The following is a 14,573-nucleotide window of genomic DNA, read 5'->3' on the forward strand; positions in this document are numbered from 1 at the left end:
GGGAGCATGCTCCCGTCATCGAACCAGCCGCTGGCACTCGTCGGGACCTACACGGAGGCGGGCGGGCCCGGGTTGTGTCCGGTTTACCGAACCGGCGACGACGGCTTGCGGCTGGGCCATCCGTTGTCGCAGGCGCCCAACGCCTCATACGGCGTCTATTCGCACCGGTACGGCCTGCATTACCTCGTCGATGAAAGCGAAGAGGGCGCTGTCGGGGCCTACCGCTGGAACGGACGCGAGATGGAGCAGTTGGCCTCGATTGCCACGCGCGGGGCCGAGCCGTGTTACGTCTCGCTCGATCCGGCGGAGACCGCGCTGGCGGTCGCCAATTACGCCAGCGGTAGTTGCACGGTGCTCCGCCTCGACGAAGCGACGGGTTTGCCTGGCGGCGAAGTGATCGTCCGGCGGAACGCGGGCAGTGGGCCCGTCGGCGATCGACAGGAGGGCCCGCACGCGCATTGTGCCATATTCAGTCCATCCGGTGATTGGTTGTTCCAGACCGACCTCGGGACCGACGAAGTGCTGGCGTTTTCATGGCACTCGGATTCGGGAGAGTTAGGCGCTTCGTCGGTGGTCTATCGCGCCCCATCCGGTAGCGGCCCGCGGCACTTGTTGTTCAACCGCGACGGTTCGCTGGCCTACCTCGTCTGCGAGCTTGCAGCGTCGATTACGGTGCTGCGGGTCGAGGCCCCTCGCTTTATCGCGCATCAGACGCTGCCACTGCTGGCCGAGCATTTCACCGATGAGAACCTCGGCGGGCACCTCCAATTCGACCCCAGCAATAGACGCCTGATCGCCACCAATCGCGGTCACGACAGCCTTGCCTGGTTCGACATTCAGGACGACGGCACCCTTCGGCGTGGAGCGCTTGCCGGCAGCGGCGGCCGATCGCCCCGCCACTTTGGCTGGGCGGCAGAAGAATTGTTGGTCGTGAACGAGGAAAGCGGATCGATCCGGCGTCTTGCGGCGGAGGGCGACAATTGGACGCTGGCAGGTGGGCCCCTGCGTGTGCCTGGCGCTGCCTTCCTCATCACGGAAGGCCTGCGTGACCGCGGTTCGAATGGCTCCGTGAACCTTACGCAGTGTCCACCCCGAGTACCCCAATAACCGGCGCTTCTATCTCCGAAAGAATGCGGGTAGCCGTCTCGCGCTCCGCCACTACGACGATCGAACCACCGAAGCCGGCGCCCGTCATACGCGCGCCGCCCTTGGCGCCAAGCAGCGCCTGCAGTCGGTCTACGAGTCGGTCGACGCCCGGAACGCTCACCTCGAAGTTGTCGCGCAGCGACGCGTGACCCTCCCGCATGACATCGGTCAGTTCGCCTATATCGTTGGCGCGCAATGCGCCGACCAACCGACGGACTCGCGCGATCTCGTCGACCACGTGTCGCGCCCGGCGCTCAATGACCGGCGGCAGGTGAGCCTGCTCCACCATCTCGGGGGTCGCATCGCGCAGGCTGGCAACCCCCAGCAGCGAGGCGGCTTCCGCGCACTCGGACCGGCGCGCATTGTATTCGCCTTCGACCAAGCCGCGGGTAATCCCGGAATCGACTACGACCACCGCCCAGTCGCGGGGTATCTGGACGTGTACGTAGGACAGGTCGCGGCAATCGAGCATCATCGCCTCGCCGGACCGGCCGGCAGCGATCGCCATCTGGTCCATGATACCGCAAGATACGCCGGCGAACTCGTGCTCGCTCCGCTGCGCGGCAAGTGCCAGCGGGACGGCGTCCGCCAAGCCTCCGCTGACGGCCGCCAGGGCTCGCCCAACAGCGATGCACAGCGAGGCCGAGGACGACAGGCCACCGCCCCTCGGCATGTCCCCGGCGATCGCGAGACGGCAACCGGTGCCCAGCGCGAACGGCGCATTAGCGACCATGCCGCGACAATACGACCGCCAGTCCGTCTGCGGCGGGCGAGCGGGATGCGTGAGGGGAAAGCTGTCGGCCTCCCCCATGTCCTCGGCAAAGAGCTCGACCTCCTGTCCGGCCGCGAGCCCCCAAGCGACCGCAGTGCCCTGCGCGATCGGCATCGGCAGGACGAGACCGTCATTGTAATCGACGTGCTCGCCAATCAGATTCACCCGCCCGGACGCGAACGTCACGCCATCCGGCGCCGTTCCGTAGTGTGCGCGGAACGCCTGTTCGGCTCGTTCCATGGCCGTCATCGGATCATCTCCCGCAGCCGTTCGGCCGCCGCTTCCGCCGTGAGGTCGCGCTGCACTTCGGCGAGAAGCTCGAATCCGACCATGTGCTTGCGCACCTCTGCCGAGCGCAACAGCGGCGGATAGAAATGGGCGTGCAATCGCCAGTGCACGCTGTCCACGCCGAGGGAATGGGGCGCGCCGTGCCAGCCCATCGAGTAGGGAAACGGCGCATCGAACAGCCGGTCGCAGGCTTGCAGCAGCGTGCCAAGTATGCCGGCAAGCGCAGCGCGCGCCTCATCGCCGAGATCCTCGAGCCGACGCACGTCATGGCGAGCGATCACCAGCGTCTCGAACGGCCAAGCTGCCCAGAACGGCACTATCGCCAGCCAGTGATCGTTGGCGGCCACGACTCGTTCGCCACTTTCGAGCTCGGCATCTGCAACTTCGTCGAGCAACGGGCGCCCGCGGCCCGCAAAGTGCGTCCGCTGCTGCAGGTCCTCGCGCTCGACAAGCCCCGGGACAAAGCCGCTCGCCCACACCTGACCGTGCGGATGGGGCGACGACGCGCCCATCATCGCGCCACGGTTCTCGAAAATCTGCACGTGCGACCACGCGGAGCCAAGCTCCTCGGATAGGGCGCACCACTCGTCGACCACCGCGCTACGGGCGGGGTCGTCCATTGTGGCCAGCGACAGCGAATGATCGGGCGAAAAGCAAATTACGCGCGCCTCGCCAGCAATGCTCTCCGTCCGGAACAAGTCGTCGCTTGAGTTGGGCTCGGTCTGCTGCGGCAGTAGCGCCGGAAAGTCGTTGGGAAAGGTCCAGGTCCCGCGATAATCGGGGTTCACGGCACCGCCGGCACGGACGTTGCCGGGGCACAAGTGACATGCCGGGTCGTGTCGCGGCCGTTCGGGTTGCACGGCATCGGCCCGCTCGCCCTGCCAAGGCCGTTGCAGCCGGTGGGGCGAAACGAGCACCCATTCCCCCGATAAGCGGTTGTACCGACGGTGCGGCGCCCCGGTCATAAACTAGCCTGGTGCATAATCAGACGGTTGCCATCATTTACCTGGATCGATCTCGGGCCAGCCGTTCTTCCATACCAGCTTGTCGACCAGCATGATCCGCCGCGTGTTGATCTCGTCAGTGGGCTTGGCCATCGGCTTGTTCACATCGACCGCGTGATAGAGAATCCAGGTTCTCCCGCCGTCATCCTCGATCGTCGAGTTGTGTCCCGGGGCGACCCATCCGGGGCTGGCCTCGAGGATCACCCCACCCCGATCCGGCTTGATCTCGAACGGCCCAAGCGCGCTGCGCGAACGCGCCACCATGACAGCGTAGTGGGCTTTGGGCCCGCAGCAATTGTCGCCGGAGAAGAACAGATAGTACCAGCCGTCGCGGCGCACGACCCACGCGCCCTCAACCAGCCGCCGGTAATTGGCGGGGTCGTCCGTCTTGACCACGTCCACGAGCGCAACAGGGGTGCTTCCCTCAGCGAAAGACGTCCTGTCGGGCGCGAGTTCCTGCACCTTGATCGGCCCGAACCCCGACCCCCAGTAGAGCAGGGCCCGGCCCGTCGCGGGGTCGTCGAACGCCATCGGATCGATGTTCACGAAGCTTTCTCCGCATATCAGCGGGCGGCCCATATCTGTAAACGGGCCGCGCGGGGACGGCGCGCTCGCCACCGCCAGGCACAGGCCCCGCGAACTGTCGTCCAGCGCCGCGTCCGGCTTGGCCGAGTAATACATCAGGTAGCGGCCATCATGTTCGGATACGTCAGGTGCCCAGAAGTCCTGAGTCTTGGCAGCCCACGCGGGCTTTGCCGGCAAGGCATCCCCGAGATGCTCCCAGCTGACGAGATCTCGCGATCGGGCGACCTGGATGTTGATCATGCGCCCGCCGACTTCGCCTTGGGTGGCATACGCATAGTAGTAGCCGTCGGGCGCGCGGATCACCGCCGGGTCGGGAAAGTTCATGTCGAGCGCGACGATAGGGCCCGACGGCTCGGTGCTTGCGGTCGCGCAAGCCGCCAGCAGCGCGGCCAGCAACAGGCCCAACGACCGGATCATCCGCCGACCTCCTGCGCAGAGAACGTCCATCCGATGATGTTCCGGTAAATGCTTCCCGGATCGAGCCGGATGGACCCGAAGGCCGGCTGGTTCACCGTGTCCGGAAATGCCTGCGGTTCGAGCGCGATGAAGTCGCCCATCCTTACGAGTCGCCCGCCATGCCCCGCGACCGTTCCGTCGAAGAAGTTGCCGGAATAGAACTGCAAGCCCGGCTGGTTGGTATCGAGCACCATGCTGCGGCCCGATAGCGAATCATCGAGCCGGGCGATGGGCCGCGTATTCTCCGCCGGGCAATCTCCAAGCACCCAATTGTGGTCGAACCCCCGACCAGGCCTGAGATGCTCTTCGGATCCGTCGCGCACACGCTCGCCGATAATCGCGGGGCGACGGAAGTCGAACGCCGAGCCCTCGACCCGGCGGCGTTCGCCCGTCGGAATCAGCGTGGCATCGACCGGCAAATATGCTGCACTGTCGATGCTCAGCCGGTGCCCCATGGCTGAGCGGCCGCTATCGACACCGGCGAGGTTCCAGTAAGCATGATTGGACAGATTGACGATCGTCGGCGCGTCGGTCGTGGCCCGGTATTCGACACTGAGGCGATTGTCGTCGTCGAGGGCATAAGTCGCGGTGACTTCGAGTTTCCCGGGGAATCCCTGATCTGCGTCGGCGCTGGCGTGGGCGAAAGTCACCAAGCGCTCGCCTACGCTTTCGATGCGCCAGTTGGCCTTATCGAACCCACGGGCGCCCCCGTGCAAGGCATTCGTGCCATCGTTTGCGGCTATTGAGTACGCTTTCCCATCCAGCGAAAACCGGGCGCCAGCAATCCGGTTAGCGACGCGGCCAACGGTCGCCCCGGCGTATTGAGGGTGAGCGAGATAAGCCGCCAGGTTGTCGTGACCGTAAGTGACCTCGGCCATCGTCCCATCACGGTCAGGGACAATTACGGACTGGATCGCCGCGCCATACGAGAGCAGCCCAATCTTCATCTCGTTGGCATTCGACAGGGACACGGCCGTGACCACCTCTCCCGACGGCAAGTGCCCGAATTCATGCTGAGTTATTCCGGGCCGCGGCATCTGGGTGTTCACCTTGCTTGCAGGTGTGATTTATATGATTATATGGCCGACGCGGCAAGCGCGGCACCGCCCGGAGGTTCACTTGCGCACAACCCTCGCCCTTTTCGCGGGCATCGCCGCGGTCCTGACGAGCGGTCCGGCCGTCGCAAGAGAGCCTTCGCGCCCTTTTGTTCCGGTATTCGAGACCGACTTCCCCGACGCGGCGGTCTTGCGCGACGGTGCCGATTTCCTCGCCTATGCGACGAACGCGCAGGGCGACAAGGCCAATGTCCAAGTCGCCCGCTCGAGCGATCTGGTAAACTGGGAACTCGTGCGCGACGGGGACGGGCTCCATGACGCTATGCCAGTCCTGCCGCCGTGGGCCAACCGCGGACGGACCTGGGCTCCCGAGGTAATCAGGACCGCAAGCGGGTACGTCCTTCACTTCACCGCACACGATCGCGCCAGCGACTTGCAATGTCTCGGCGCGGCATTCAGCACGAGCCCGCTGGGACCGTTCGTGTCGACCGCGACCGAACCACTAGTCTGCCAGACAGAACTGGGAGGAACGATCGACAGCCACCCATTCCGCGACGCCGATGGGCAGATCTACCTTTACTACAAGAGCGATGCCAATAACCCGAAGTTCGGCAAGAAGACGGATATCTTCGTGCAGAAGCTGAGCGCAGACGGATTGGCCGTCGAAGGCGAGCCGGTAACCTTGCTTCGCAACGATACGCCTTGGGAAGCCCACGTGATCGAAGCGCCGACGATGGTGCAGCGGGGGGATGGCTACGTGCTGTTCTTCTCGGCCAACCACTTCGGCTGGGAAACTCACCAGCGGCTGTCGCCCTATTCAATCGGTTACGCCCGCTGTTCCGGCCCGATGGGTCCCTGCACCGATGCGCCGGAAAACCCGATCATCCACAGCTACAACGATCGCAAGGCGGGGTGCCTCAGCGGTCCGGGCCATCAGAGCGTGTTTGCCGTAGGGGGCCGCGAGTTCGTGTCGTTCCATGCGTGGGCCGCCACCAAGGGCTGTCGCCGGGCAGACAACGCGCGATATCTCTACGTCGCCCCGCTATTATGGGATGGTGACACGCCGCGGCTGGGCGTTAGCCTGAGGTCGGCGGAGAAGCGTTAGCGCACGCGCGCGCGACGAACTCGGCGTGGGGCGGCATGTTCTCGGCCATGCGCCGGTAGCTGAGTCCCATCTTGTCGAGCGCGTCCCGGGCCATTGCCGGGTCGATGCCGTTCACAGCGGGCTCGGTCTCCCGCGGAACGACGCCCTGCCCCAGGAGCACCGCCACCCAGCTGGCGGTACCGAACAGCTCCCGCCCTTCGCGAAACAGCCGCCCCTTGGCGCGCCACAGCTCGAGCTTGGCGGCGAGGCTGTCGGGAATGGTCATCGTTCGGCAGTAATCCCAGAAGTCGGAGTCTGTGCGTTCGGTGGCATGGTAATGGAGTATGATGAAGTCCCGCACGTCCTCGAACACCTCGGCCATCTGCCGGTTGTATTCGTCGCGTTCGGCCGGATCGAAGCGGAGGTCGGGGAACAGCGCGATCAGCTTCGCAATCCCGCTCTGGATGAAATGGATGCTGGTCGATTCGAGCGGCTCGACGAACCCGCTCGACAGACCCAGCGAGACGACGTTCGCGTTCCACGCGAGGCGGCGCCGCCCGGCGGTGAACGAGAGGTGCCGCGGCTCGGCAAGCATCTCGCCTTCGAGGTTAGCGCACAGCAGCGACTCGGCCGCGGCCGCATCGAGGTGGGCGCTGGAATAGACCAGGCCGTTGCCCATGCGGTGCTGGAGGGGAATGCGCCACTGCCAGCCCGCAGCGCGCGCCGTCGACCGCGTGAAGGGGTCGGGCGGACCCTCGAGTTCGGAGGGGACCGCCACCGCGCGGTCGCAGGGGAGCCAACGGCTCCAGTCGTCGTACCCGGTGGCCAGTTCCTGCTCGATAAGCAGCCCACGAAAACCCGAGCAGTCGATGAACAGTTCCCCTTCGATCGCGCTGCCGTCGGCAAGCGCCAATGCGCGTACATGCCCGCTTTCCCCATCGCGTGTGACGCTGACAATCTTTCCCTCTATTCGCCGTACCCCCTTCCCCTCCCCGACGCTGCGCAGGAAGCGAGCGTAGAGCCCGGCATCGAAGTGAAAGGCGTATGCGAGTTGCGATAGCGGCAGTCGTGCGTCGGGTCCCGGCCGGGCGAACCGGCCGAGGCGAGCGGCAGCCGCGCTCATCGACCAGTGGGCGATGTCGGGGAGCGAGCGACGCCTGGCCTCGCGAAGGTAGATTTGGTGAAAATGGACCCCCTGGAAGTCCTGTCCATGCGGCCCAAACGGGTGGAAGTATCGCTCCCCCAACTGGCCCCAGTCGACGAACTCAATCCCCAACTTGAAGGTCGCCTTGCTAGCGGCGAGGAATTCGTCCTCGTTGATGCCGACCATGGCGTTGAATGCGCTGATCGGCGGTATCGTGGCTTCCCCCACCCCGACGATGCCGATCTCATCGGATTCGACGAGCACGATCTCGACCGTGCGCGTGTCCAGCAGCACCGACATTGCGGTCGCGGCCATCCAGCCGGCGGTGCCGCCGCCGACGATGACCACCTTGCTGATTGCCTGGTCGCTCATCCTGCCGCTTCGTGCACGCAGCGCGGAGCCGCGGCAACATGCCTTGCGCGCCTTCCGCCGATCACTACGATTCTGCGGGGTCCCGCCCAGGTGTTCAGAAGCGGAAGCGCACCCCGCCCGACATCACCGACTCCTCGAACCGCACGACCATCGGGAAGATCTCTGGCGCGCTCGGCACGCCGGCCGGATAGTTCACCCGGACGATGTCCGACTTGAATGGATCGCCCAGGATGTTGGTCCAGTCGAAGAACACAGTGAAGTTGTCGGTGACGTTGAGACTGCTCGACCAATCCAGCCGTGAAACCGGATTGCCGCGGCCTTGGAGGGTGAAGAATCCATCGCGCTCGGCGCGATCCGCCTCCGGGAAGCTGGTGCGGTGGTTGTAGGCCAGACGAACGGTGAGGCGCTCGTCCTCGTACATGCCGACGAGGTTGTAGGTCCACTTCGACACGTCGGGAATGTCCGCTCGCAGAGTCGTGGCGTTGGGCGCACCGGGGCGCGGTGTGCATTCGGTGTCCGGAGTGGTTGAGCAAAAGAACCCGAACTCGGCTTCCGCATCGATGTAGGTCACGTTCGCCTGGGCGCCGAAATTGCTGAGAATCCCCGGCAGGAAGTCGAAGAACCCGGTCACCTGTGCTTCGAAACCCTGGATGCGCGCTTCGCGGGTATTTACCGGACCGGTGATGACCAACGGCAAGCCAGACTCTGCATCGGCGTCAGGGAATTGGTAGCCCCGATTGGCGATGAATCCGGTCATATCGCGGCGGAACAAACCTACCGACGCAAAACCGGAGCGCGAGAAGTAATACTCCAGGCTGGCGTCGTAGTTGTCGGACTCGAGCGGTTGGAGGAAGGGATTGCCGCCTGACCCGGTGCGCACGCAGTCGGTTGGACCACCGGGCACGCACCCCGGTGGCGGGTTGAGCCGCAGCGCCGGATTGAGCTGATCGAAGCCCGGCCGCGTACGGGTCTGCGTCGCGGCGAGGCGCAGCTGCCACTCCGGCGTGAGGCGGATGCGCATGCTCGCATTGGGCAGCCAGTCGGTGTAGCTGTTCTCGAAGTCGACCGGCACCGGCCCCGCGGTTGTGAACGCTGTCCCGCGAATGTCGCTCTCGGTCTTCACCACCCGCATGCCGAGCGAGCCGTCGACTTCGATGCCGCCCCCTCCTCCGAATGCGTAGTTCAACTGCGCGTAGCCCGCCCACGAGCGTTCACTGATAGTATAGGTGCGTGCCGGGTCGGTCGGCGGACCATCGAGCGACCCGGTACCCGTCTGGGTGATGTTGAACTGCCGCAATTCCGTGAGGTTGTTGTGCACGCTGTCGAAGGTGGGCCCGAACCAGCTCATGGGGAACGGTGCGTTACTATCGCCGCGGAAACCGGCCGGCTGGAGAACATAGTCCAGCGGCACGGCGGTGATCGGAATGCCCCTATCGCGCAGGTTCCAGTAGAAATTACCAGCGTTCGCCGATGCGTTGCGGTCGACGAAACGGGCACCCCATTCGATGCTGGGCAGGAAATCGATTCCCGTGGGCTCGAAGACGAAATCGAGGCGGGCCTGCCAGTCGTCACCCTTGGCGGTCAGGTAATCCTCGAAGAACCCGCGATAGTTATAGATCGCCGGGTTGGTCGGATCGATTCCGCGCACCTGGAAGGTCGGTCCGGAGCCGCCGACTTCGCCGGTGAACCAGTCGACGGAGAAATTGTTGGTATTGATCTCGTAATCGACGCTCTCAGTGCGCAAATCGAAGGTGCTGTCGGTGCGCGCGATGTCGGCGGTTATCAGGAGGGGTCCGGTTTCCCAACGCCCGCCCGCGGCAAACTGGTAGGTATCGGTGTCACGGCTGGTGGCACCCTGGAAGCCCCAGGTCTGGTTGCCGCCGCAGCACGCAGTCGGCCGGTTTACTGTGCCGCTGATGATCTGGTTGCCGTTGAGCACGATGTTCTCGTACGACGCGCCACCCCACAGCGGCTGCGCCCACATCCGGTCTGTCGCGCGCTCGCGGTAGCCCTGCCATAGCCCCTCGACGTAGAACTCGAGGTCGGGTGTGGGCCGCCACTGGATCGCGCCGTTGACCGATGGACGCCAACGCTCGGCTTCGTTGTAGCGAATTTCCGGCCAGTCGGGCGAGCGCGCACCGGCAAGATCGGCAATGAAGAAGCCGTGCCGGCGAATCGAATCCCGGTAGTGCAGCCGCGTATAGGAGACGTTGATAAGCGCGCCGATCTCGCCCGCGCCGACATCCCAGCGGTTGCTGAGGAGCAACTGGGCGTTGGGCTCCACGTCGCGCGACTGGTCGGGGTAGACCGCCCAAACCGAGCCGGCCACTTCGGCGCCGTCGAAGTCGAACGGGCGGCGCGAGCGAACATTGATAAGGCCGGCCACGCCGGGCTCGACGAGGTTGGCGCTCGAAGTCTTGAAGGCCTCAATTGCGCTGATGCCCCCGGCGGGAAAATCCTGCAGGGCCACAGACCGCGTTTCTGCAGTGAAGATCTCGCGCCCGTTGTACGTCGTGGTATAGTTGAAGCGGTCGAGCCCACGCAGTAGCACGCGGCTGGCTTCGCCGCCGTTGCGCTCCACCTGAATGCCGGGAATGCGCGCCGCGGTGTCCGACACGGCAACGTCGGGCAGCTTGCCGATGTCCTCGGCGACGACCGCATCGACGATCTGTTCGGAATTGCGGCGGATGTTCTGGGCGCTCTGAAGCGACTGGCGCAGGCCGGTGACGACGATGCCGGCGTCCTCACCTTCTGGCGGGGCCTCTGCTGCCGGATCGTCCACCGGTGGCGCATCCTGCGCCTGCGCAACGTTCGCGCCCGCAGCCAGCACGATCAGCGAAACCGTGCATCGAACGATCGTTCTCACGCGCATCTTGCACTCCCCACCTAGATTGCCCGCCGTTCGCGGGTCTCGCGCTCGCTGATAGCGGCCCTCCGCATGCCCGGGCAAGCGATTTATAAGATTAATCCTATTCAGAAGCCTTTACCACTCGGCGAAGCTGCCGTCCGCATGGCGCCAGATCGGATTTCGCCAGCGATGGCGGGTCTCGTGCGCGATTCGAACGGCCCCCTCATCGATCTCGATCCCCAGCCCCGGGCCTTGTGGAATCGCGAGGTAGCCGTCGCTCGGCGTCAGAGCCGCTGCATCGGAGCAAAAGGCGAGCAGATCGTGGTTTTCATTGTAGTGAATGCCGAGCGACATTTCCTGCAGCACAACATTGGGAGCAGTCGCCGCCAACTGCAGGCAGGATGCCAGCGCCAGCGGCCCCAGCGGGCAGTGCGGTGCCACGGCGACATCATAGCATTCCGCCATCGCGGCAATGCGCCGGCACTCGCTGAGCCCGCCCGCGTGGCTGAGATCCGGCTGGATTATGTCGGCCGCACCGCTTTCGAGGAAAGGCTTGAAGTCCCAGCGGGAGTAGAGCCGCTCGCCGAGCGCGATCGGTGTTGAGGTCAGATTCCCAAGCTGGACCAGCCCTTCGGGGCTCTCCGAGAGTAAAGGCTCCTCAATGAACAGCAGTCCCAGCGGCTCGAGCGCCTTCGCTAGCTGCTTGGCCATCGCCCGGTGCACGCGGCCGTGAAAGTCGAGCCCCACGTCCAGCCCTGCATCCTGAGCGGCCTTCACCCGGTCGACGATATCATCGAACTTTGGCGTCGAGAGGTACTCGAGTTCGGCAGTCGCGTTCATCTTCACCGCGGAGAAGCCCTGCTCCTTGCGAGCGCGTGCGGCGGCCGCAATGTCGGCCGGGCGGTCCCCGCCGATCCAGGCATAGGCGCGGACCCTGTCGCGTACGCGACCGCCCAGCATCTCCCAAGCCGGCACCCCGTAATGGCGCCCCTTGAGGTCCCACAGCGCCTGATCAAGTCCGGAAAGGGCCGACATGAGGACCGCCCCGCCGCGATAGAATCCGCCGCGATAGCCGACCTGCCAGACATCTTCGATGCGGCGCGGATCGTGACCCATCAACCGGTCTCTGAGCGCCTCGAAGGCGCCATCGACGGCCTCGGCGTGTCCTTCGAGACTTGCCTCACCCCATCCGACCGAGCCGTCGTCCGCCTCAATCCGGACGAACAGCCAGCGTGGCGGAACGTGAAAAGTCTCGATCCGGCTGATTTTCATGAAGCGGGGCGCCCTCGACATCGACGGGTCGCACTTTTATACGATAATTGAACAGCCGCAAGCACGCGCTGCTGCCCTGGGCGGGATATAATGAGCTGGCACCAAGCCTACATCGCCGTCGATTGGGGGACGACCAATCGCCGCGCCTACCGTGTCGAACGCGGTGGACCGACAGCGAGTTTCGAGGACGACTTCGGCCTTTCATCGGTGCCTACTGGTGAATTTCCCGCTGCGGTTACGGAAATTCGCGAGACGCTGGGCGACCTGCCGATGCTGCTCGCCGGAATGGTCGGCTCCAAGCGGGGTTGGCACGAAGCGCCTTATGTGGAGGTGCCGGCGAGCGAAGAAGCGCTGGCGCGGCGGGTTCTCTGGATTGATCACCGTACGGGCATCCTTCCGGGCCTTTGCCAGCGGGGGGACCGCGGCGCGGATGTCATGCGGGGCGAAGAGGTCCAGATCGTTGGCGGGATCGTCGCGGGATTCATTCCAGCGGATTCCGCCGTCTGCCACCCCGGAACGCACGCCAAATGGGTGGAGGTCGTTTCCGGCAGAATCGTTCGCTTTCGAACCATGATGACTGGCGAACTGTTTGCGCTGCTTCGCGAGCACAGCATCCTCGCCGAAGCGGTCACGGGCACGGCAAAGATCGGCCCCCAGTTCGACGCAGGGGTGATGGAGTCGCTCTCGGGCCGGCCTCCGCTGTCCTCGCTGTTTCAGATCCGCGCGCGCGGCCTGCTCGAAGGAGACGTCCCCGACGCAGTTTCGCGCGCCAGCGGAATACTAATCGGGAGCGAAGTCGCTGCAGGACTACGAGAGTTTCCGGGAACTACCCTGACCGTGCTGGGCCGTCCGGACTTGTGCGCCCTCTATGCGCGGGCACTATATCTGGCCGGTCGAGACAGCCAAGTGGTCGATGGCGCAGAAGCCTTCCTCGCGGGGATCGCCAAGATCGTTCGGAGACTGCCATGAGCAACGTCATCCAATTCCGTCGGCAATTCGCGGCCTGCCCTCTTGTGGCCATTTTGCGCGGGATTCCTCCCGCCGAATGCGAAGAGGTCGGCGAAGCTCTGGTCGAAACGGGCATCGGCATCATCGAGGTGCCCCTCAACTCTCCTGATCCTTTCGAATCGATCGCGAAGCTCCGCGCTCGACTCGGCGATCGGGCGCTGGTCGGGGCCGGCACGGTTCTCGATCCAGAACAGGTTGCGCGGGTCGCAGGGGCCGGCGGCCAGATCGTGGTTTCGCCCAACGTCGATCAGGCCGTCATCCGCGCGACAGTTGCGGCGGGACTGGTGTCCGCTCCCGGGTACTTCACCCCGACCGAAGCTTTTGCCGCCTTGGAAGCAGGAGCAAACGCTTTGAAGCTGTTTCCCGGCGAAGCCGCCGGGCCTGTGGTGGTAAAGGCCCAGCGCGCCGTCCTCCCTCGCGCGGCGTTAGTGATCGTGGTCGGTGGAGTGACCCCGCAGGTGATGGCAAGCTACCTCGATGCCGGCGCAAGCGGGTTCGGGCTCGGGAGCGGATTATACCGACCCGGTGACGACGCGGCTGCCGTGCGTCGCCAGGCAATGGCATACACGCGGGCGTTGCCGTGACCATCCGGATTGCCCTGGTCGGATTCGGCCATATCGCCCGACATGAGCATCTGCCGTCGATCCGGGCGAACCAGGACTTTCGGCTAGCTGCTGTTGTAACGCGGGGCTCCGATCCTGACGTAGGAGCGCCCTGCTTCGAAAACATCGGCACCATGCTCGAGCAAATGCCGGGCGAAGTTGACGCCGTGGCGATTTGCACGCCGCCAGAGGTACGCTTCGCGATCGCGTGCCAGGCGATCGCCGCAGGGCTTGGTGTGCTACTCGAGAAGCCCCCGTGCTCCACGCTCGGTGAAATACTGGAGCTCGAGCGCGCTGCGCGCCAGGCTTGCGCCCCCCTCTACGCCGCATGGCATTCGCAGCACGCAGTCGGGGTGGAGCCGGCGGCGCGGGTCTTGGCCGGGCACGAAGTCGCCAGCCTCGACATCGAGTGGCGCGAGAACGTGCGCAAATGGCATTCGGGGCAGCGGTGGATTTGGCAGGCTGGCGGGTTCGGCGTATTTGACACCGGGGTCAACGCGCTCTCTATCGCCAGCCGAATCCTCCCCTCTACTTTGGTGGTCGATACCGCCCGCCTGCTGATACCCGCGGACGCTCAGTCGCCAATCGCAGCAGAAGTTGTGTTCGCGGGAACGGACCGAGGTGCGCGGTTCGACTGGCGCGAGACCGGGCCGGAGAAATGGGCCGTCAGCATCACCACCGGTTCGGGATTGTGCGTCGAACTCCACGATGGAGGTGCGTCGCTCACGATCGACGGCGTGCCGCAAGATTTGCCGAAACGGCCGGAGTACCGTTCCATTTACAGCCACTTCGCGCTCGTCCAACAAGAGCGGCGGGTGGAGGTGGACGCGGAGCCATTGCGGATCGTGGCGGACGCGTATTTGTGCGGGGAGCGCGAGACGGTCGATCGTTTCGGAGTGGGTGCCGAGTGAGCGCTCCGGACACAAGCGGGAGGGGG

At 65.0% G+C, this 14,573-nt stretch carries 12 protein-coding genes; 5 read left to right on the forward strand and 7 right to left on the reverse strand.

The genetic code is table 11. The annotated features are described in order from the left end of the window. Positions 1–6: 6 nt before the first annotated feature. Positions 7–1,107 (forward strand): lactonase family protein, encoded by a 1,101-nt coding sequence (locus tag ACWPM1_RS10040; protein WP_455694691.1) that lies wholly within the window; start codon positions 7–9, stop codon positions 1,105–1,107. Here ACWPM1_RS10040 and galK read toward each other — a convergent pair. Genes galK through ACWPM1_RS10060 form a run of 4 tightly spaced genes read right to left on the reverse strand, consistent with a single transcriptional unit; the run spans position 1,076 to position 5,288 of the window. Further along, positions 1,076–2,167 carry a galactokinase gene (galK, locus tag ACWPM1_RS10045; protein ID WP_455694692.1) on the reverse strand — a complete coding sequence of 364 codons (1,092 nt, stop codon included), beginning with the start codon at positions 2,165–2,167 and terminating at the stop codon, positions 1,076–1,078. The two genes, ACWPM1_RS10040 and galK, sit on opposite strands and share 32 nt — an antisense overlap. Continuing rightward, entirely contained in the window at positions 2,164–3,171 is a 1,008-nt protein-coding gene (locus tag ACWPM1_RS10050; protein ID WP_455694693.1) for a UDP-glucose--hexose-1-phosphate uridylyltransferase, read from the reverse strand. Before ACWPM1_RS10050 ends, galK begins: the two co-directional genes overlap by 4 nt. Positions 3,172–3,204: 33 nt before the next feature. Next, a complete protein-coding gene (locus ACWPM1_RS10055; protein ID WP_455694694.1) occupies positions 3,205–4,212 on the reverse strand; it encodes a glycoside hydrolase family 43 protein in 1,008 nt (335 codons plus the stop codon). Then, positions 4,209–5,288 carry an aldose epimerase family protein gene (locus tag ACWPM1_RS10060; RefSeq protein WP_455694695.1) on the reverse strand — a complete coding sequence of 360 codons (1,080 nt, stop codon included), beginning with the start codon at positions 5,286–5,288 and terminating at the stop codon, positions 4,209–4,211. Before ACWPM1_RS10060 ends, ACWPM1_RS10055 begins: the two co-directional genes overlap by 4 nt. 82 nt (positions 5,289–5,370) lie before the next feature. On the opposite strand from ACWPM1_RS10060, the gene ACWPM1_RS10065 reads away from it, so the two are divergent. After that, positions 5,371–6,411, forward strand: coding sequence for a glycoside hydrolase family 43 protein (locus ACWPM1_RS10065; RefSeq protein WP_455694696.1), 1,041 nt, complete (start codon positions 5,371–5,373; stop codon positions 6,409–6,411). On the opposite strand, the gene ACWPM1_RS10070 is transcribed toward ACWPM1_RS10065, so the two are convergent. The 3 genes from ACWPM1_RS10070 to dgoD all read right to left on the reverse strand — a co-directional run bounded on the left by ACWPM1_RS10070 (position 6,383) and on the right by dgoD (position 12,026). After that, positions 6,383–7,906, reverse strand: a complete 1,524-nt coding sequence (locus ACWPM1_RS10070) for a tryptophan halogenase family protein (RefSeq protein WP_455694697.1) — start codon at positions 7,904–7,906, stop codon at positions 6,383–6,385. The genes ACWPM1_RS10065 and ACWPM1_RS10070 overlap by 29 nt on opposite strands. A gap of 94 nt (positions 7,907–8,000) precedes the next feature. Beyond that, the gene (locus ACWPM1_RS10075; RefSeq protein WP_455694698.1) at positions 8,001–10,778 is read right to left on the reverse strand and encodes a TonB-dependent receptor; all 2,778 of its coding nucleotides are present in this window, start codon (positions 10,776–10,778) and stop codon (positions 8,001–8,003) included. Positions 10,779–10,889: 111 nt separating this feature from the next. Next, positions 10,890–12,026 carry a galactonate dehydratase gene (gene dgoD, locus ACWPM1_RS10080; RefSeq protein WP_455694699.1) on the reverse strand — a complete coding sequence of 379 codons (1,137 nt, stop codon included), beginning with the start codon at positions 12,024–12,026 and terminating at the stop codon, positions 10,890–10,892. Positions 12,027–12,116: 90 nt separating this feature from the next. Between dgoD and ACWPM1_RS10085 the strand changes: the two genes are divergently transcribed. The 3 genes from ACWPM1_RS10085 to ACWPM1_RS10095 are packed head-to-tail and all read left to right on the forward strand — an operon-like array spanning position 12,117 to position 14,547. Next, positions 12,117–12,995 (forward strand): 2-dehydro-3-deoxygalactonokinase, encoded by an 879-nt coding sequence (locus tag ACWPM1_RS10085; protein ID WP_455694700.1) that lies wholly within the window; start codon positions 12,117–12,119, stop codon positions 12,993–12,995. Beyond that, positions 12,992–13,618 (forward strand): 2-dehydro-3-deoxy-6-phosphogalactonate aldolase, encoded by a 627-nt coding sequence (locus tag ACWPM1_RS10090; protein WP_455694701.1) that lies wholly within the window; start codon positions 12,992–12,994, stop codon positions 13,616–13,618. The genes ACWPM1_RS10085 and ACWPM1_RS10090 overlap by 4 nt, the downstream gene beginning before the upstream one ends. Then, positions 13,615–14,547 (forward strand): Gfo/Idh/MocA family protein, encoded by a 933-nt coding sequence (locus ACWPM1_RS10095; protein ID WP_455694702.1) that lies wholly within the window; start codon positions 13,615–13,617, stop codon positions 14,545–14,547. The genes ACWPM1_RS10090 and ACWPM1_RS10095 overlap by 4 nt, the downstream gene beginning before the upstream one ends. Positions 14,548–14,573 lie beyond the last annotated feature (26 nt).

The sequence above is a fragment of the Tsuneonella sp. HG249 genome (genome assembly GCF_053819205.1).